Source organism: Methylobacter svalbardensis (assembly GCF_037671525.1).
In the GTDB taxonomy this organism is placed as follows: domain Bacteria; phylum Pseudomonadota; class Gammaproteobacteria; order Methylococcales; family Methylomonadaceae; genus Methylobacter_A; species Methylobacter_A svalbardensis.
The window spans coordinates 67,824-83,151 of sequence record NZ_JAWPOH010000003.1 but is presented as its reverse complement, the minus strand read 5'-3'; the positions used below and the strand labels follow the sequence as shown (position 1 = coordinate 83,151).

29 protein-coding genes are annotated in these 15,328 nt (G+C 39.5%); all 29 read left to right on the top strand.

Going from position 1 to position 15,328, the window contains the following annotated elements; translation table 11 throughout:
• Positions 1-5: 5 nt before the first annotated feature.
• The 29 genes from tuf to rplQ all read left to right on the top strand — a co-directional run bounded on the left by tuf (position 6) and on the right by rplQ (position 14,652).
• Positions 6-1,196 carry an elongation factor Tu gene (gene tuf / locus RW114_RS02125; protein ID WP_340121065.1) on the top strand — a complete coding sequence of 397 codons (1,191 nt, stop codon included), beginning with the start codon at positions 6-8 and terminating at the stop codon, positions 1,194-1,196.
• 5 nt (positions 1,197-1,201) lie between these two features.
• Entirely contained in the window at positions 1,202-1,513 is a 312-nt protein-coding gene (rpsJ, locus tag RW114_RS02120) for a 30S ribosomal protein S10 (protein ID WP_006890490.1), read from the top strand.
• Between the two features lie 19 nt (positions 1,514-1,532).
• A complete protein-coding gene (rplC, locus tag RW114_RS02115) occupies positions 1,533-2,183 on the top strand; it encodes a 50S ribosomal protein L3 (protein ID WP_340121064.1) in 651 nt (216 codons plus the stop codon).
• 3 nt (positions 2,184-2,186) lie between these two features.
• Entirely contained in the window at positions 2,187-2,807 is a 621-nt protein-coding gene (gene rplD, locus RW114_RS02110) for a 50S ribosomal protein L4 (RefSeq protein ID WP_340121063.1), read from the top strand.
• Complete coding sequence (gene rplW, locus RW114_RS02105; RefSeq protein WP_340121062.1) at positions 2,804-3,103, top strand: 50S ribosomal protein L23; 300 nt, start codon at positions 2,804-2,806, stop codon at positions 3,101-3,103. The genes rplD and rplW overlap by 4 nt, the downstream gene beginning before the upstream one ends.
• A 41-nt stretch (positions 3,104-3,144) precedes the next feature.
• Positions 3,145-3,972, top strand: coding sequence for a 50S ribosomal protein L2 (gene rplB / locus RW114_RS02100; RefSeq protein ID WP_273454120.1), 828 nt, complete (start codon positions 3,145-3,147; stop codon positions 3,970-3,972).
• Between the two features lie 12 nt (positions 3,973-3,984).
• Positions 3,985-4,257, top strand: coding sequence for a 30S ribosomal protein S19 (gene rpsS / locus RW114_RS02095; RefSeq protein ID WP_006890485.1), 273 nt, complete (start codon positions 3,985-3,987; stop codon positions 4,255-4,257).
• A gap of 8 nt (positions 4,258-4,265) precedes the next feature.
• Entirely contained in the window at positions 4,266-4,601 is a 336-nt protein-coding gene (gene rplV / locus RW114_RS02090; protein WP_340121061.1) for a 50S ribosomal protein L22, read from the top strand.
• A gap of 9 nt (positions 4,602-4,610) precedes the next feature.
• Positions 4,611-5,282, top strand: a complete 672-nt coding sequence (rpsC, locus tag RW114_RS02085) for a 30S ribosomal protein S3 (protein WP_340121060.1) — start codon at positions 4,611-4,613, stop codon at positions 5,280-5,282.
• A gap of 17 nt (positions 5,283-5,299) precedes the next feature.
• Positions 5,300-5,713, top strand: coding sequence for a 50S ribosomal protein L16 (gene rplP / locus RW114_RS02080; protein WP_006890482.1), 414 nt, complete (start codon positions 5,300-5,302; stop codon positions 5,711-5,713).
• The gene (gene rpmC, locus RW114_RS02075) at positions 5,713-5,904 is read left to right on the top strand and encodes a 50S ribosomal protein L29 (RefSeq protein WP_006890481.1); all 192 of its coding nucleotides are present in this window, start codon (positions 5,713-5,715) and stop codon (positions 5,902-5,904) included. Before rplP ends, rpmC begins: the two co-directional genes overlap by 1 nt.
• Position 5,905: 1 nt before the next feature.
• Positions 5,906-6,169: a 30S ribosomal protein S17 gene (gene rpsQ / locus RW114_RS02070; RefSeq protein WP_340121059.1), complete on the top strand. Its 264-nt coding sequence runs from the start codon at positions 5,906-5,908 to the stop codon at positions 6,167-6,169.
• 42 nt (positions 6,170-6,211) lie between these two features.
• The gene (gene rplN / locus RW114_RS02065; protein ID WP_273454135.1) at positions 6,212-6,580 is read left to right on the top strand and encodes a 50S ribosomal protein L14; all 369 of its coding nucleotides are present in this window, start codon (positions 6,212-6,214) and stop codon (positions 6,578-6,580) included.
• Positions 6,581-6,592: 12 nt separating this feature from the next.
• Positions 6,593-6,910, top strand: coding sequence for a 50S ribosomal protein L24 (gene rplX, locus RW114_RS02060; RefSeq protein ID WP_340121058.1), 318 nt, complete (start codon positions 6,593-6,595; stop codon positions 6,908-6,910).
• A 16-nt stretch (positions 6,911-6,926) separates the two neighbouring features.
• A complete protein-coding gene (gene rplE, locus RW114_RS02055; protein WP_340121057.1) occupies positions 6,927-7,466 on the top strand; it encodes a 50S ribosomal protein L5 in 540 nt (179 codons plus the stop codon).
• 13 nt (positions 7,467-7,479) lie between these two features.
• Entirely contained in the window at positions 7,480-7,785 is a 306-nt protein-coding gene (rpsN, locus tag RW114_RS02050) for a 30S ribosomal protein S14 (RefSeq protein ID WP_340121056.1), read from the top strand.
• 33 nt (positions 7,786-7,818) lie between these two features.
• Positions 7,819-8,214 (top strand): 30S ribosomal protein S8, encoded by a 396-nt coding sequence (gene rpsH / locus RW114_RS02045; RefSeq protein ID WP_340121055.1) that lies wholly within the window; start codon positions 7,819-7,821, stop codon positions 8,212-8,214.
• Between the two features lie 15 nt (positions 8,215-8,229).
• Positions 8,230-8,763, top strand: a complete 534-nt coding sequence (gene rplF / locus RW114_RS02040) for a 50S ribosomal protein L6 (RefSeq protein ID WP_340121054.1) — start codon at positions 8,230-8,232, stop codon at positions 8,761-8,763.
• Between the two features lie 9 nt (positions 8,764-8,772).
• A complete protein-coding gene (gene rplR / locus RW114_RS02035) occupies positions 8,773-9,126 on the top strand; it encodes a 50S ribosomal protein L18 (RefSeq protein ID WP_340121053.1) in 354 nt (117 codons plus the stop codon).
• Positions 9,127-9,135: 9 nt separating this feature from the next.
• Positions 9,136-9,642 carry a 30S ribosomal protein S5 gene (gene rpsE / locus RW114_RS02030; protein WP_273454145.1) on the top strand — a complete coding sequence of 169 codons (507 nt, stop codon included), beginning with the start codon at positions 9,136-9,138 and terminating at the stop codon, positions 9,640-9,642.
• 5 nt (positions 9,643-9,647) lie between these two features.
• A complete protein-coding gene (gene rpmD, locus RW114_RS02025; RefSeq protein WP_340121052.1) occupies positions 9,648-9,833 on the top strand; it encodes a 50S ribosomal protein L30 in 186 nt (61 codons plus the stop codon).
• Positions 9,833-10,267 carry a 50S ribosomal protein L15 gene (gene rplO / locus RW114_RS02020; RefSeq protein WP_340121051.1) on the top strand — a complete coding sequence of 145 codons (435 nt, stop codon included), beginning with the start codon at positions 9,833-9,835 and terminating at the stop codon, positions 10,265-10,267. The genes rpmD and rplO overlap by 1 nt, the downstream gene beginning before the upstream one ends.
• Entirely contained in the window at positions 10,268-11,590 is a 1,323-nt protein-coding gene (gene secY, locus RW114_RS02015; protein WP_340121050.1) for a preprotein translocase subunit SecY, read from the top strand. It begins immediately after the preceding gene.
• Positions 11,591-11,622: 32 nt separating this feature from the next.
• Positions 11,623-11,736, top strand: coding sequence for a 50S ribosomal protein L36 (gene rpmJ / locus RW114_RS02010; protein ID WP_081466878.1), 114 nt, complete (start codon positions 11,623-11,625; stop codon positions 11,734-11,736).
• A gap of 76 nt (positions 11,737-11,812) precedes the next feature.
• Complete coding sequence (gene rpsM, locus RW114_RS02005) at positions 11,813-12,169, top strand: 30S ribosomal protein S13 (protein ID WP_340121049.1); 357 nt, start codon at positions 11,813-11,815, stop codon at positions 12,167-12,169.
• Between the two features lie 26 nt (positions 12,170-12,195).
• The gene (rpsK, locus tag RW114_RS02000) at positions 12,196-12,582 is read left to right on the top strand and encodes a 30S ribosomal protein S11 (protein ID WP_273454154.1); all 387 of its coding nucleotides are present in this window, start codon (positions 12,196-12,198) and stop codon (positions 12,580-12,582) included.
• Between the two features lie 19 nt (positions 12,583-12,601).
• Positions 12,602-13,222 carry a 30S ribosomal protein S4 gene (rpsD, locus tag RW114_RS01995; protein WP_340121048.1) on the top strand — a complete coding sequence of 207 codons (621 nt, stop codon included), beginning with the start codon at positions 12,602-12,604 and terminating at the stop codon, positions 13,220-13,222.
• Positions 13,223-13,243: 21 nt separating this feature from the next.
• A complete protein-coding gene (locus RW114_RS01990; RefSeq protein ID WP_340121047.1) occupies positions 13,244-14,257 on the top strand; it encodes a DNA-directed RNA polymerase subunit alpha in 1,014 nt (337 codons plus the stop codon).
• A gap of 17 nt (positions 14,258-14,274) precedes the next feature.
• The gene (gene rplQ / locus RW114_RS01985) at positions 14,275-14,652 is read left to right on the top strand and encodes a 50S ribosomal protein L17 (RefSeq protein ID WP_340121046.1); all 378 of its coding nucleotides are present in this window, start codon (positions 14,275-14,277) and stop codon (positions 14,650-14,652) included.
• Positions 14,653-15,328 lie beyond the last annotated feature (676 nt).

Sequence of the window (15,328 nt, the reverse complement as noted above, 5' to 3'; positions counted from 1 at the left end):
AACTCATGGCCAAAGAAAAATTCTCACGTAGCAAGCCCCACGTAAACGTCGGCACAATCGGACATGTCGATCATGGTAAAACCACTTTAACTGCTGCTTTAACAAAAGTAATGGCTGAGCTCCAGGGTGGAGAAGTTAAGGCCTTTGATCAGATTGATAATGCACCTGAAGAGCGTGCGCGTGGTATTACTATTTCCACATCACACGTCGAATATGAGTCAGCAGTGCGTCATTATGCACACGTTGATTGCCCGGGCCATGCCGATTATGTAAAAAACATGATTACTGGTGCGGCACAAATGGATGGTGCTATTTTGGTCTGTTCGGCAGCTGATGGACCGATGCCGCAAACAAGAGAGCACATTCTGTTATCAAGACAGGTAGGCGTGCCTTACGTTGTGGTTTTCTTGAATAAAGCGGATATGGTTGACGATGCGGAGTTGATCGAATTGGTCGAAATGGAAATTCGCGAGCTATTGGATATGTACGAATTTCCAGGTGATGATACGCCAATTATCGTAGGCTCAGCCTTACTTGCATTGCAGGGCGATACCAGCGAAATTGGTGTTCCTTCGGTAATTAGATTGGTCGAGGCATTAGATACCTACATTCCATTGCCGGAAAGAGCGGTAGATGGTGCGTTCCTGATGCCTATTGAAGATGTATTTTCAATTTCAGGCCGCGGTACCGTTGTAACGGGTCGTATTGAGCGCGGTATTGTTAAGGTTGGACAGGAAATTGAAATTGTCGGCATTAAGCCCACAGTGACGACAACCTGTACCGGCGTAGAAATGTTCCGTAAATTACTTGATCAAGGTCAAGCAGGCGATAATGTCGGGATTCTTTTGAGGGGCACCAAAAGAGATGACGTTGAGCGTGGGCAAGTATTGGCGCACAAAGGTACCATCAAGCCGCATTCATATTTCAATTCAGAAATTTATATCTTGTCAAAAGATGAAGGTGGTCGTCATACGCCTTTCTTTAACGGCTATCGTCCGCAGTTTTATTTCAGAACAACCGACGTGACAGGTGCCGTTGAGTTGCCGGAAGGCGTTGAAATGGTGATGCCGGGCGATAACATTTCAGTAAAAGTAAAGCTGATTTCACCGATTGCCATGGAGGATGGTTTGCGTTTTGCAATTCGTGAAGGTGGTCGTACAGTAGGTGCGGGCGTCGTTGCATCAATAATAGAGTAATATATATGTCTAATCAAACTATCAGAATCCGTTTGAAATCATTTGATCATAAATTGATTGATCAATCGGCTGGTGAGATAGTAGAAACAGCAAGAAGAACGGGTGCTCAAGTTAAGGGGCCTATTCCATTGCCTACTAAAAAAGAGCGTTTTACGATTCTAATTTCTCCGCATGTTAATAAAGATGCAAGAGATCAATATGAATTAAGAACATATAAAAGATTATTGGATATCGTTGAACCAACAGAAAAAACCGTAGATGCATTGATGAAGTTAGATCTTGCAGCTGGTGTTGATGTTCAAATAAAATTGAATTAAGAAGCAGGGGAATTGGCAGATGTCAATAGGTCTTATAGGTCGTAAATGTGGTATGACCAGAGTTTTTTGTGAAGATGGTTCGTCAGTACCAGTTACTGTACTCCAGATTGACTCAAACAGAGTTACTCAGGTTAAAGGTATTGAGGTTGATGGGTATCGTTCTATTCAAGTAGCGGCGGGCGATAAGAAGTCATCTAGAGTCAATAAAGCAATGGCTGGTCATTACGCAGCAGCAAATGTGACAGCTGGACGCGGCCTTTGGGAGTTCAGGCTGGATGATGGGGAAGGTGAAGGTTTAACAACTGGAACTCAGTTATCATTAGATATTTTTTCTGAGGGTCAAGTTGTTGACGTTCAAGGGAAAAGTATTGGTAAAGGTTTTGCTGGTGGTATTAAACGTCACAACTTTAGCATGCAAGATGCTACTCATGGTAACTCGCGCTCACACAGGGTTTTGGGTTCCATCGGTATGTGTCAAACACCTGGTCGTGTCTTTAAAGGTAAGAAAATGGAAGGTCACATGGGGGCTGAAAAAGTTACAGTTCAGAATCTGACTATTCATTCCATTGATATGGCAAGAAATTTAATTTTAGTAAAAGGTGCAGTTCCTGGTGCTAAAGGCGGTGATGTTGTAATTACTCCCGCTATGAAAATACGAAATAAAGGTTAAGCCATGAGTATTCAAATACCAGCTTTAAACGAACAAGACTCTTCTGGAAGTGTAGAAGTGGCTGAGGCTATATTTGGGCAGTCATTTAATGAGACTTTAGTTCATCAATTGGTTGTTAGGCATTTAGCTGGGGCTCGTGCCGGAACTAAGGCTCAGAAAACACGCTCTGATGTGAGTGGTGGTGGTGCAAAGCCTTGGAGACAAAAAGGAACGGGGCGCGCAAGATCGGGTACAACTCGTAGTCCAATCTGGAGAACAGGTGGTGTTTCATTTGCTGCAAGGCCTAGAAATTACGAGCAAAAACTAAACAAGAAAATGTTTCGTGTTGGTGTTCGGTCAATATTGTCTGAGTTAGTTAGGCAGGATCGCTTAGTTGTTAGTAATGATATTTTGCCGTCCAGTCCTAAAACAAAGGAATTGAATGCAAGAATAAAGGCTATTGAAGCAAAGCGTATTCTCATTGTAGTTGAGAGTGTGGATGCAAATTTAGCTTTAGCGTCACGAAACATACCTTATGTAGAAGTAATTGAAGCAATTAATTTAAGCCCAGTGTTATTGGTTTCAGCTGATAAAGTTATTGCTACACCTGGTGCGTTGAAGCAACTAGAGGAGCGCTTGGCGTGAGTTTAAATAAATACCACTTAGCAGGTGTGCTACAAGCTCCGATTGTATCTGAGAAGAGCACTATTGCTGCAGAAAAAAATAATCAATTTGTTTTTAAAGTGCAAAAACAGGCAACGAAAAAACAAGTTAAAAATGCAGTGGAACTAATGTTTAGCGTTGAAGTTGATTCAGTTCAGGTTTTAAACGTTAAAGGCAAACAGAAAAGATTCGGCGGTTCATTGGGGCAACGATCTGATTGGAAGAAGGCTTATGTAAAACTTAAGTCTGGCCATGATATAGATTTCTCCGCTGCTTAATAATTTAAGTTTTAAAAGATCAATAGGAAACGGTAGAAAGCATGGCTATTGTAAAGTCTAAACCGACGTCACCTGGTTCACGGTTTGTAGTGCGGATCAAAAATGATGATTTGCATAAAGGTAAACCTTATGCGCCTTTGTTGAGTAAGAATAGCAAAAGTGGCGGGCGTAATAATAATGGGCGTATAACAACACGTCATGTGGGTGGTGGTCATAAACAGCACTACCGAATCATTGATTTTAAAAGAAATAAAATTGATATTCCTGCTGTTGTTGAGCGTCTGGAGTACGATCCAAACAGAACTGCCAATATCGCTTTGATATTGTTTAAGGATGGTGAACGTAAATACATTATCGCCCCTAAAGGGCTTGTGGTTGGTCAGGAGATTCTCTCTTCGGAAACTACAGCTGTTAAGCCAGGTAACTGTATGCCTTTGAGAAATATTCCAATGGGTACTACAGTGCATTGTGTGGAAATGAAGCCAGGCAAGGGAGCGCAAATTGCTCGTAGCGCCGGTACGTCCGCGCAATTGGTTGCGAAAGACGGAGCTCATGCAACCCTTAGATTGCGGTCTGGTGAAATGCGTAAGATTATGGCTGATTGTCGTGCTGTGATTGGTGAGGTTTCGAATTCAGAACATAATTTGATATCTCTTGGTAAGGCTGGAGCATCAAGATGGCGTGGGGTTCGACCCACTGTTCGGGGTGTTGTAATGAATCCGGTGGATCATCCGCATGGTGGTGGTGAAGGCCGTACATCTGGCGGTAGACACCCTGTATCTCCCTGGGGTATGCCAACTAAGGGTTATAAAACCAGAAACAACAAACGAACTGATAATATGATTATCAGACGTCGTAAGCTCAAATAGAGAGGAATTAGCGTGCCGCGTTCAATTAAAAAAGGTCCTTTTATTGACCATCATCTGCTTAAAAAAGTTGAAGATGCTGTAAGTACAAATAATCGGAAACCGATTAAAACATGGTCAAGAAGATCAATGATTATTCCAGATATGCTGGGTTTGACTATTGCAATCCATAATGGACGACTGCACATACCTGTTCTGATTTCTGAGAATATGGTCGGGCATAAATTAGGTGAGTTTTCGCCAACTCGTACATATAAAGGCCACGTGGCTGATAAGAAATCTAGATAGGTTGTGTTATGGAAATTTCAGCAAAATTAAAGAATGCCCCGCTATCTGCGCAAAAAGCGCGGTTAGTAGGTGATCAGATTCGTGGTATGCCAGTTGAAAAAGCACTGAATATTTTGAAGTTCAGTTCAAAAAAAGCAGCGGCAATTATCAAAAAAATTCTTGAGTCTGCTATCGCTAATGCGGAGCATAATGAAAGTGCAGATATTGATGAATTAAAAGTGTCAACCGTTTATGTAAATGAAGGGGCGACCATGAAAAGATTCAAGGCAAGAGCTAAAGGACGTGCGAATCATATCCTTAAAAGAACCTGCCATATTACAGTTAAAGTCGCAGAATACGAGTAGGGGCAGAAAATGGGTCAAAAGGTACATCCAACAGGTATACGCCTAGGTATTGTAAAAGATTGGAATTCGCGATGGTATGCGAATAGTCAGGATTATTCAGTATTCCTGCACCAAGATCTAACAGTCAGGGACTACATTAAGAAGAAATTAGCTCATGCTTCTGTAAGTCGTATTCAAATAAATCGTCCTCCGAATAATGCGCATATTACAATACATACTGCAAGGCCGGGTATTGTAATTGGTAAAAAGGGCGAAGACATAGAAGCGTTGAGGCAAGCAGTGTCTAAGATAATGGGTATTCCCGTTCAGCTTAATGTTGAAGAGATAAGAAAGCCTGAATTGGATGCTCAGTTGGTAGCTGAAGGTGTTGCTCAGCAGCTCGAAAAGAGAATCATGTATCGACGTGCAATGAAGCGTGCTGTAACTAATACAATGCGTTTAGGTGCCGAGGGTATAAAGATTAATGTTGGTGGTCGATTAAACGGCGCCGAAATTGCTCGTAGTGAATGGTATAGAGAAGGTCGAGTTCCTCTTCATACATTAAGAGCGGACATTGATTATGCAACTGCTGAAGCGCATACTACCTATGGAATTATCGGCATCAAGGTGTGGATATTTAAAGGCGAAGTATTCGATATGGATGCGCATATAGCATCTATTAATTCAGATTCTAAGAAATAGTTGAAGGGATAGAGAAAATGCTTCAACCTAAAAGAACAAAGTTCCGTAAACAGCATAAAGGCAGAAATAACGGTACTGCCGTACGTGGTTCATCCGTGAGTTTTGGTGATTTTGGCCTTAAGTCAGTTGAGCGTGGTAGGTTAACAGCTCGTCAGATTGAATCTGCTCGTAGAACAATTACTCGGCACGTCAAGCGTGGCGGTAAAATCTGGATAAGAATCTTCCCAGATAAGCCAATTACTAAAAAACCATTAGAAGTTCGTATGGGAAAAGGTAAAGGTAGTGTAGAATACTGGGTTGCTCAGGTTAAGCCAGGAACCATGTTGTATGAAATACAAGGTGTTTCTGAAGAATTAGCTCGTGAAGCATTCGCTTTAGGTGCGGCCAAGTTACCTTTAAAAACACTTTTTACTGCTCGGACAATAATGTAATGAAAGTAAGTGAATTACGCCAAAAATCAAAAGATGAATTAGGGTCAATGTTACTCGAATTATCGCGTGAACAATTTAATCTTAAAATGCAAAAGGGTACTGGGCAGTTGTCAAAGCCGGATCAAGTGAAAAAGGTTAGGCGCGATGTGGCACGTATTCATACCATATTAAACGAAATGGCGAGCGCATAAAATGAGTGAAAATGTAACTAAGTTGCGGACGATCACTGGTCGGGTTGTTAGTAATAAAATGGATAAAACCATTACAGTATTAGTCGAGCGGGTTGTTAAGCATCCTGTTTACGGTAAATATATTAAGCGTTCTACTAAAATGATGGCTCATGATGACCAGAATGTATGCCAAGAAGGCGACGTAGTATCCATTACATCATGTAGGCCTATGTCTAAGAATAAAACGTTCAGGTTGGTTCAGGTCTTGGAAAGTGCCAACAAATAGCATTACTAAGCTATTTAATAAACATATAATTAGGAATAAATCATGATTCAGATGCAAACTAACCTTGACGTCGCCGATAACAGCGGCGCAAAAAGGGTCATGTGTATCAAAGTATTAGGTGGGTCACATAGGCGTTATGCTGGCATTGGTGACATCATCAAAGTCAGTATTAAAGATGCTATTCCACGAGGAAGAGTTAAAAAAGGCGAAGTGTATAACGCATTAGTTGTAAGAACCCGTAAAGGTGTACGTAGACCCGATGGTTCACTTATTCGTTTTGATGGTAATGCAGCAGTCATTTTGAATAATAATTTACAGCCACTAGGTACGCGCATTTTTGGCCCTGTAACACGTGAGCTAAGAGGTGAAAAATTTATGAAAATCATTTCACTGGCTCCTGAAGTTTTATAAGGTAGGTTTAAAATGCAAAGAATTAAACAAGGCGATGAAGTTATCGTTCGTACCGGTAAAGATAAAGGTAAGAGTGGTAGGGTGAGTAAGGTTTTAAAGGATAATAAGGTTTTGGTTGAAGGAATAAACCAAGTTAAAAAGAACCAAAAACCAAATCCAAATGCTGGAGTTTCGGGTGGAATTGTTGTCAAAGATATGCCGATTAATATTTCCAATATAGGATTGTATAATCCTGAGACCAAAAAAGCGGATCGTGTCGGCTTTAAGTTTCTAGAAGATGGAAAAAAAGTCAGATATTTTAAGTCAACAAATGAAGTTGTTGATGTATAAGGTGTAGATAAAAATCATGACTAGACTAGAAACTGTATATAAAGAAAAAATCCTTCCAGCATTGGTAGAGCAGTTTGCTTACAATTCTGTGATGCAGGCTCCACGGATCACAAAAATTACCCTGAATATGGGTGTTGGTGGTGCTGTTGCCGATAAAAAGGTCCTGCAATCGGCTGTTAGCGACATGGAAAAAATTTCAGGTCAAAAACCAGTTGTTACGTTGGCAAGAAAATCAATTGCGGGATTCAAAATCCGTGATGATATGCCTATTGGTTGCAAAGTAACGCTACGTAGCGATAGAATGTATGAATTTTTAGATCGTCTAATAAGTATTTCTATTCCTCGGATTCGCGATTTTAGAGGATTGAGCCCTAAAAGCTTTGATGGGCGTGGTAATTATTCCATGGGTGTTAAAGAGCAAATCATTTTCCCTGAAATTGATTATGACAAAATTGACACTTTGCGTGGTATGGATATAACTATCACAACAACAGCGCAAACTAATGAAGAAGGTTTGGCTTTGTTGAAGCTGTTTAATTTTCCATTTAAGAACTAAAGGGCGCATTAAAATGGCAAAAAAATCAATGATTGCGCGTGAAGAAAAGCGTAAGATTTTAGTAAAAAAATATGATGTTAAGCGTAAATCTTTGAAAGAAATTATCAGGGATCCGAATGCCTCATTTGAAGATAAAGAATCTGCTCATTTACAACTTCAGAAGCTACCGAGAGACTCTAGTGCATCAAGAGTTCGTAACCGTTGTAACTTAACCGGGCGTCCGCACGGTTATTACCGTAAGTTTGGTCTTAGTCGAAATAAACTAAGAGAAGCAACAATGCGTGGCGATGTGCCAGGCTTGGTAAAGGCAAGTTGGTAAGATCTTTTAGATCAAGTTTAGAGAGATTATAAAATGAGTATGACAGACCCAGTTGCAGATATGCTGACCCGAATTAGAAACGGTCAATCTGCTGGTAAAAAAATCGTTAAGCAGCCTTCGTCAAAATTAAAAGTTTCTATTGCCAAGGTATTAAAAGAAGAAGGTTTTATTACGGGATTTTCTATGGAAACAATTGGTAGTCATACAGAAATGACTATCGAATTGAAGTACTTTAAAGGCGCTCCAGTAATTGAAAATATAAAAAGAATTAGTAAACCTGGTTTACGTATTTATAAATCTAAGGATGAGTTGCCGAAAGTTCTTGGCGGGCTAGGGATTGCTATTGTATCAACATCAAATGGTGTTATGACCGATAGAGCTGCCCGTTCAATTGGACATGGCGGTGAAGTCATTTGTACTGTTTGTTAAGGTGTAGGTCAGGTTATGTCAAGAATTGCTAAAGCTCCAGTAATTGTCCCAGGTGGTGTGGATATAAAACTAGTGGGTAATAATGTGACTGTAAAAGGAAATAATGGTCAATTATCTTATGTTATTAATTCGGCTGTTAGTCTAGGTATTACGGATAACGTGATCCAAGTCCAGTGGGATAAGAATGATAAAAAAGCTACTGCTCAAGCTGGAACGGCTAGAGCAATCGTAAGCAACATGATTATTGGTGTATCAGCAGGTTTTGAAAAAAAACTGACCTTGATCGGTGTGGGCTATAGGGCTCAAGCCAAAGGGAATATACTTAATTTAGCTCTTGGTTTTTCACATCCAGTTGATTTTGAAGTTCCTGCTGGAGTTTCTGTTGAAACACCTACGCAAACAGAAATTGTTGTCAAAGGTAGTGACAAGCAGTTAGTTGGTGAAGTTGCTGCAAAAATAAGAGCTTATCGCCCACCGGAACCTTATAAGGGCAAAGGTGTCAGATATGCTGATGAGCATGTTGCAAGAAAAGAAGCTAAGAAGAAGTAAGGTAGCGTAATGGATAAGAAACAATCTCGTATGAAGCGCGCATTAAAATTGCGCAGTAAAATTAAGAAATTAAGTGCAACACGTTTGTCAATTCACAAAACTGCGCAACATATTTATGCTCAGATCATTAGTGCTGATGGAACGACAACTCTAGCAAGTGCTTCAACAACTCAGGCCGAAATTAAATCTACGTTAAAAAATACTGGAAATATAACTGCTGCGGCTGAAGTAGGAAAATTCATTGCGCAAAAAGCAATTTCCGCAGGTGTTTCTGAAGTTGCTTTTGATCGTTCAGGGTTTAAATATCATGGTCGCGTTAAGGCATTGGCTGATGCGGCACGTGAAGCCGGTTTGAAATTTTAGGGGAATAATATGTCTACAGCACCTTCTCAGGTTAGTGCAGATGGTTTGCAAGAAAAATTAGTTAATGTAAGACGTGTTGCAAAAGTTGTAAAAGGCGGTAGGGTTTTCGGTTTCACAGCGCTGACAGTAGTTGGTGATGGTGAAGGGCGAGTTGGTTACGGTGTAAGCAAGGCTCGCGAAGTACCTATTGCAATACAAAAGTCTTTAGAGCAAGCGCGCAAAAATATGCGTAAAGTTTCCTTAAAAGGCGATACCCTGCAGTATGCTATTATGAATACTACTGGTGCAGCTAAAGTTTATATGCAGCCTGCTTCAGAAGGTACTGGTATCATTGCTGGTGGAGCAATGAGAGCTGTATTTGAAGTAGTTGGAGTCCATAACGTATTAGCTAAATGCATCGGAACAAGTAACCCTATTAATGTTGTTAGAGCAACTATTAACGGCCTTACAGGAATGCATAGTGCTAATCAAATAGCTGCAAAACGCGGCTTATCAGTTGAACAGATTATTGGGTAGTGGTAATGGCTGACAATAAAATAAGTGTTACGATGATAAAAAGCAAATTTGGCCGTTTACCTCGCCATCAAGCTTGTTTAAAGGGTTTAGGATTGCGGAAAATCAATCAGACGGTTGTCGTACTTAATACACCTGAAAACCGAGGTATGATAAATAAAGTATCATACATGCTAAAATTTGAGGAAGTGTAATGTTTTTAAATACCATCCGTTCAAGTGAAGGGGCTCGAAAAAAATCTAAAAGAGTAGGTCGGGGTATTGGCTGTACGCTTGGTAAAACTTGTGGAAGAGGTCATAAAGGCCAAAAGTCTCGTAGTGGCGGCTTTCATAAGGTTGGTTTTGAGGGTGGTCAAATGCCCTTGCAACGTAGATTGCCTAAAATTGGATTTACTTCTTTAATGAGTAAGTATTCTGCTGAAGTTAGATTAAATGAGATCGATAGCTTAAAAGCTGACGTAATTGATCTCAAGACATTGATCGATGCTAATATTGTTCCTTCTTTTACAAAAAAAGCAAAAGTGATTATGTCTGGTGTAATAACCCGGGCTGTTACTATCAAAGGTTTAAAAGTAACTGGTGGGGCTAAGGTTTCTATAGAAGCTGTTGGCGGCAAAGTAGAGGTTTAAGTGAGTACTTCAAGAGCGCAGGTAGCTGACAAGGTCGGCGGTTTTTCAGAACTAAAGGCTAGGTTACTTTTTGTTTTGGGAGCCTTTTTTGTATACAGAGTCGGCGCCCATATTCCTGTGCCTGGGATAGATCCAAAAGCACTTGCTGTTATGTTTGAGCAGCAAAGTGGTTCAATTCTGGACATGTTTAACATGTTCTCAGGCGGTGCTTTGATGCGTTTAAGCCTGTTTGCACTAGGAATAATGCCTTATATTTCTGCGTCAATCATTATGCAATTAATGACCGTTGTCATTCCGGCAATGGAACAGCTAAAAAAAGAAGGCGAGTCAGGCAGACGTAAAATTTCTCAATACACTCGATTTGGTACTGTAGTTTTAGCAACATTCCAAGCAATTGGGATTTCATTAGCCTTGCAAAATCAAACTGCTGGTGGTCTCTCAGTTGTATTGAGTCCTGGTATCAGCTTTATTGTTATTACTACGGTAACCTTGGTCACTGGTACTGTTTTCTTAATGTGGTTAGGTGAGCAGGTTACCGAGCGCGGAATTGGAAATGGTATCTCACTCATCATATTTGCAGGTATTGTTTCGGGTTTGCCCAAAGCAATAGGCGGTACTCTTGAGCTTGCAAGAACCGGTGAAATGAATGGAGCTTTCATTGTTTTATTGTTTTTGCTGTCAATTTCTGTGACGGCTTTGGTGGTATTTGTTGAGAGGGGACAGAGAAGGATTCTTATTAATTATCCAAAAAGGCAGCAAGGTCGAAAGATGTATGCTGGGCAAAGTAGTTTTTTACCTCTAAAGCTAAATATGGCTGGCGTAATTCCACCAATTTTTGCATCGAGTATAATTTTATTTCCAGCGACTATTGCCGGTTGGTTTGGTAATAGCGAAGGTTTTACTTGGTTACAGGACGTGGCTACCATGCTATCTCCTGGGCAACCAGTTTATGTTATTTTTTATGCGACAGCTATTATTTTCTTTTGCTTCTTTTATACGGCCTTGGTGTTTAATTCAAAGGAAACTGCTGAGAATTTAAAGAAATCTGGCGCATTTTTGCCTGGAATAAGGCCTGGGCTTCAGACAAGTTCATACATTGATAAAGTGATGACTCGATTAACATTAATTGGTGCGTTCTATATTACACTTGTTTGTTTATTGCCTGAGTTTTTGATCGTTTACTGGAATGTTCCTTTCTATTTTGGTGGGACATCTTTATTGATTATTGTTGTGGTTGTTATGGATTTCATCTCGCAGATGCAAACGCATGTCATGTCGCAGCAGTATGATGGCTTGATGAAAAAAGCCAATCTAAAAAAATAAATTATTGCACAAGAGCAATCTAGGAGTTAGTAGTGAAAGTCCGTGCCTCTGTTAAGAAAATTTGTAGAAAATGTAAAGTTGTAAAAAGAAATGGTGTTGTTAGGGTTATCTGTGAAGACGGAAAACATAAGCAACGACAAGGATAATAATTGTTGCGTCATAATTAATGCAATGCTATAATTTGACGCTTTACTTTAGAGTGCTACCAAGGGGAGTATCTAGATGGCACGTATTGCCGGGATAAATATACCAGATCATAAACATGCGGTAATTGCTTTAACTGCTATTTATGGTGTTGGTCGTCAAACTGCAAGTGAAATTTGCGTTGAAGTAGGTGTGTTGCCTTCGACAAAAATAAAAGAGCTGACTGAAGAGCAATTAGAAGCTATTCGTAATGTGGTTTCGAAGATGACAGTGGAAGGTGATCTGCGTCGTGAAGTTTCTATGAATATCAAGCGTTTGATGGATCTGGGTTGCTATCGCGGAATAAGACATCGTAGAGGATTGCCTTTAAGAGGGCAGAGAACGAGAACAAATGCTCGTACTCGAAAAGGCCCGCGCAAGGCAATTAGAAAATAAGATATTCCTTTAAGAGGTTGAAGTAAATGGCGAGTCAAAATCGTTCTAGAAAACGTATAAAAAAAGAGGTTGTGGATGGCATAGTTCATGTCCATGCTTCTTTTAATAACACAATCATAACTATCACAGATAGAAAAGGAAACGCCCTTTCTTGGGCTACATCTGGAGGATCTGGCTTTCGTGGATCCAGGAAAAGCACACCATTTGCTGCTCAGGTTGCAGCTGAAAAAGCTGGATCAGTAGCCTTAGAATTTGGTATGAAAAACCTAGATGTTATGATTAAGGGTCCAGGTCCAGGTCGCGAATCAGCAGTGCGTTCTCTGAACAATTTGGGATTCAAAATTAATAACATTGTTGATGTGACGCCAATACCACATAATGGTTGTCGTCCGCCGAAAAAACGCCGCGTATAAAAATCTGGAGTAGTTTGTTATGGCAAGATATCTTGGGCCTACCTGTAAATTAAGTCGAAGAGAAGGGACTGATCTGTTTTTAAAAAGCAGAGGAAAGTCTTTGGAAAATAAGTGTAAATTGGATCAGCGTCCTGGTCAGCATGGTACTAAGCGCGCAAGAAGTTCCGATTACGCAATTCAGTTGAGAGCTAAACAGCGCTTACGTAGAATTTATGGTATTTTAGAAAAACAATTCAGAAATTATTACAAGTCGGCGGATTTGAAGAAGGGTGCAACTGGTCAAAACTTGTTGAATCTTTTGGAATCAAGATTAGATAACGTTGTCTATCGTATGGGTTTTGCTTCGACTCGGGCTGAAGCTCGTCAGTTGGTTAGTCATAAATCTATCCAAGTAAATAATGTATTAATTAATGTTCCTTCTTACCAAGTTTCTCCTGGCGATATCCTTACTATTAGAGAGAAAGCGAAAAAACAACAAAGAATTGTTGATGCTTTGGTTGTAACTGAGCAGTATGGCTTTCCTTCTTGGGTTGAAGTAAATTCTAAAGCGATGACGGGTACATTTAGTTCACTTCCAGATCGTGTAGATTTAGGTAGTGATATAAATGAGCAGTTGGTAGTTGAGCTTTACTCTAAATAATCGCGGTTTTGAGGGATATAAATGCAGAATTCTATTTCTGGCTTGCTTAAGCCTCGCTTAGTTGAGGTTATAAGCAAAACACCTAATCATTCTAAGATTGTTATTGAGCCTCTTGAAAGAGGATTTGGTCATTCTATTGGTAATGCCTTGCGGCGCGTGTTGTTGTCTACAATTCCTGGCTGTGCAGTTACCGATGTTGAAATTGAAGGCGTTCTTCATGAGTACACTACTATAGATGGTGTTCAAGAAGATGTGATCGATATTTTGCTTAACCTTAAAAAGTTAGCTGTTGTGCTTCACTCTAAAGATGAAGTTGAGCTTACCCTTTCTAAGCATGGTGCTGGTTGTGTAACCGCAGCCGATATTATTATCCCACATGACGTGGAAATTATTAATCCTGATTTAGTAATAGCTAACTTGACACAAGTTGGCGTCTTAAATATGAAGATTAGGGTGCGTCGTGGAAGAGGTTATGAACCTGTAAGTGTTAGGAAATTAAACTCCGAACACAGCCTCGTTGTCGGAGCGCTTCAGCTTGATGCATCATACAGTCCGATAGTTAAAGTAGCCTATCAGGTTGAAAGTACGCGTGTAGAGCAGCGCACTAATTTAGACAAATTAATAATCGAGCTGGAAACAAATGGTACTGTTGATCCAGAAGAAACTATAAAACTTGCTGCCACTATACTCCATGATCAATTATCTGTTTTCGTTGATTTTGAAAAAGTTAATGATCAGCTTGCAGAGGAAGAAGTAGAAGTCGAAGAAATATTTGACCCTGTTCTTCTGCGCCCTGTAGATGATCTTGAGTTAACAGTACGTTCTGCTAACTGCTTAAAAGCTGAGAATATTTTTTATATTGGAGACCTAATTCAACGTACTGAAGTTGAATTATTAAAAACTCCAAATCTTGGTAAAAAGTCGTTAACAGAAATAAAAGACATTCTTGCTTTAAAAGGTTTATCTTTGGGTATGCGGTTGGAAAATTGGCCTCCTGAAAACCTTGCAGATCAAACCCACGCAATAACACACTAACATTAGGTCTTCTTACAATGAGACATCGTAAATCCGGAAGAAAATTCAATATAAATAGCAGTCACCGTAAGGCGCTATTTAGTAATATGGTTAGTTCATTATTTAAACATGAATTAATAAAAACAACTTTACCAAAAGCAAAAGAATTAAGAAGTTATGCTGAGCCATTAATTACGCTATCTAAAGAAGATAGTGTTGCTAAAAGGCGTCTTGCATTTTCACGATTACGTGATCGTGATGTGGTTACTAAGCTTTTTAATGAGCTTGGTCCACGTTACAAAAATAGAGCAGGTGGATATTTACGTATTATGAAATGCGGATTTAGACCCGGCGATGATGCACCTATGGCTTATGTCGAGTTAGTCGATAGACCTGTTGCTATTATTGAAGACTAAATCAGAAATATACATGCTCATCAATTCTCAGCCCCTAACCTAAATCCCAGAGATTTTTATGGGGCTGAAATTAATCACTTTAAAAATGATACATAACATAATATGTTACTTATTTTAACTAGTAAGTTCCCACATTTTTAAGTAAGCTATCCACAAATAATTCCCTACCTTAATTTACCTATTATTTGGTAAATTAACCGGTCAAAGTAATATACTGTATTTCTTAGAGTACTCTCCAAAAAAATTCTGTTCAATATTTTATCTGTTTTTTCAAAAGAAAGCGTTGGCTTTTTATTTTCCGCAGGCATAGTCCTTAGATCAGCGCTATGATTGCAAATACTGAAAATCAATAGTATCACCGTGATTTTCGACGGATTGTTATGGATTCTATTAATATGATTATTTGGAATGCATAATCACTTGTCGATACCGGTTTAACCGAACTGTGTATTGAATTCGCCTATTCGTATTTAATTCACAAGGTAAACCAGGGTAATAAGTCCATCTTTCTTTCGCGAATAAAGTTAATTATCAGCTTATATGTGCTATTCAACAGTACCTAAATCAGTTGGCAAATATTTTATTGTTTAACATCATAATTTGGCTCTATGTTGATTATAATTAACGCTGAAACTTAGATGTTGATTATCCAATTATTGAATTACTTTTTATGATA

Excerpts from the sequence above, each read along its gene's own strand:
- rplB (WP_273454120.1), top strand. The coding sequence starts at position 3,145 with ATGGCTATTGTAAAGTCTAAACCGACGTCACCTGGTTCACGGTTTGTA.
- rplX (WP_340121058.1), top strand. The coding sequence starts at position 6,593 with ATGCAAAGAATTAAACAAGGCGATGAAGTTATCGTTCGTACCGGTAAA.
- rpsM (WP_340121049.1), top strand. The coding sequence starts at position 11,813 with ATGGCACGTATTGCCGGGATAAATATACCAGATCATAAACATGCGGTA.
- tuf (WP_340121065.1), top strand. The coding sequence starts at position 6 with ATGGCCAAAGAAAAATTCTCACGTAGCAAGCCCCACGTAAACGTCGGC.
- rpsC (WP_340121060.1), top strand. The coding sequence starts at position 4,611 with ATGGGTCAAAAGGTACATCCAACAGGTATACGCCTAGGTATTGTAAAA.
- rplR (WP_340121053.1), top strand. The coding sequence starts at position 8,773 with ATGGATAAGAAACAATCTCGTATGAAGCGCGCATTAAAATTGCGCAGT.
- rpmD (WP_340121052.1), top strand. The coding sequence starts at position 9,648 with ATGGCTGACAATAAAATAAGTGTTACGATGATAAAAAGCAAATTTGGC.
- rpsK (WP_273454154.1), top strand. The coding sequence starts at position 12,196 with ATGGCGAGTCAAAATCGTTCTAGAAAACGTATAAAAAAAGAGGTTGTG.
- rplP (WP_006890482.1), top strand. The coding sequence starts at position 5,300 with ATGCTTCAACCTAAAAGAACAAAGTTCCGTAAACAGCATAAAGGCAGA.
- rplC (WP_340121064.1), top strand. The coding sequence starts at position 1,533 with ATGTCAATAGGTCTTATAGGTCGTAAATGTGGTATGACCAGAGTTTTT.
- rplQ (WP_340121046.1), top strand. The coding sequence starts at position 14,275 with ATGAGACATCGTAAATCCGGAAGAAAATTCAATATAAATAGCAGTCAC.
- rplN (WP_273454135.1), top strand. The coding sequence starts at position 6,212 with ATGATTCAGATGCAAACTAACCTTGACGTCGCCGATAACAGCGGCGCA.
- rpsE (WP_273454145.1), top strand. The coding sequence starts at position 9,136 with ATGTCTACAGCACCTTCTCAGGTTAGTGCAGATGGTTTGCAAGAAAAA.
- RW114_RS01990 (WP_340121047.1), top strand. The coding sequence starts at position 13,244 with ATGCAGAATTCTATTTCTGGCTTGCTTAAGCCTCGCTTAGTTGAGGTT.
- rpsD (WP_340121048.1), top strand. The coding sequence starts at position 12,602 with ATGGCAAGATATCTTGGGCCTACCTGTAAATTAAGTCGAAGAGAAGGG.
- rpsH (WP_340121055.1), top strand. The coding sequence starts at position 7,819 with ATGAGTATGACAGACCCAGTTGCAGATATGCTGACCCGAATTAGAAAC.
- rpsN (WP_340121056.1), top strand. The coding sequence starts at position 7,480 with ATGGCAAAAAAATCAATGATTGCGCGTGAAGAAAAGCGTAAGATTTTA.
- rplD (WP_340121063.1), top strand. The coding sequence starts at position 2,187 with ATGAGTATTCAAATACCAGCTTTAAACGAACAAGACTCTTCTGGAAGT.
- rplO (WP_340121051.1), top strand. The coding sequence starts at position 9,833 with ATGTTTTTAAATACCATCCGTTCAAGTGAAGGGGCTCGAAAAAAATCT.
- rplF (WP_340121054.1), top strand. The coding sequence starts at position 8,230 with ATGTCAAGAATTGCTAAAGCTCCAGTAATTGTCCCAGGTGGTGTGGAT.
- rplE (WP_340121057.1), top strand. The coding sequence starts at position 6,927 with ATGACTAGACTAGAAACTGTATATAAAGAAAAAATCCTTCCAGCATTG.
- rpmC (WP_006890481.1), top strand. The coding sequence starts at position 5,713 with ATGAAAGTAAGTGAATTACGCCAAAAATCAAAAGATGAATTAGGGTCA.
- rplV (WP_340121061.1), top strand. The coding sequence starts at position 4,266 with ATGGAAATTTCAGCAAAATTAAAGAATGCCCCGCTATCTGCGCAAAAA.
- rpsJ (WP_006890490.1), top strand. The coding sequence starts at position 1,202 with ATGTCTAATCAAACTATCAGAATCCGTTTGAAATCATTTGATCATAAA.
- rpsQ (WP_340121059.1), top strand. The coding sequence starts at position 5,906 with ATGAGTGAAAATGTAACTAAGTTGCGGACGATCACTGGTCGGGTTGTT.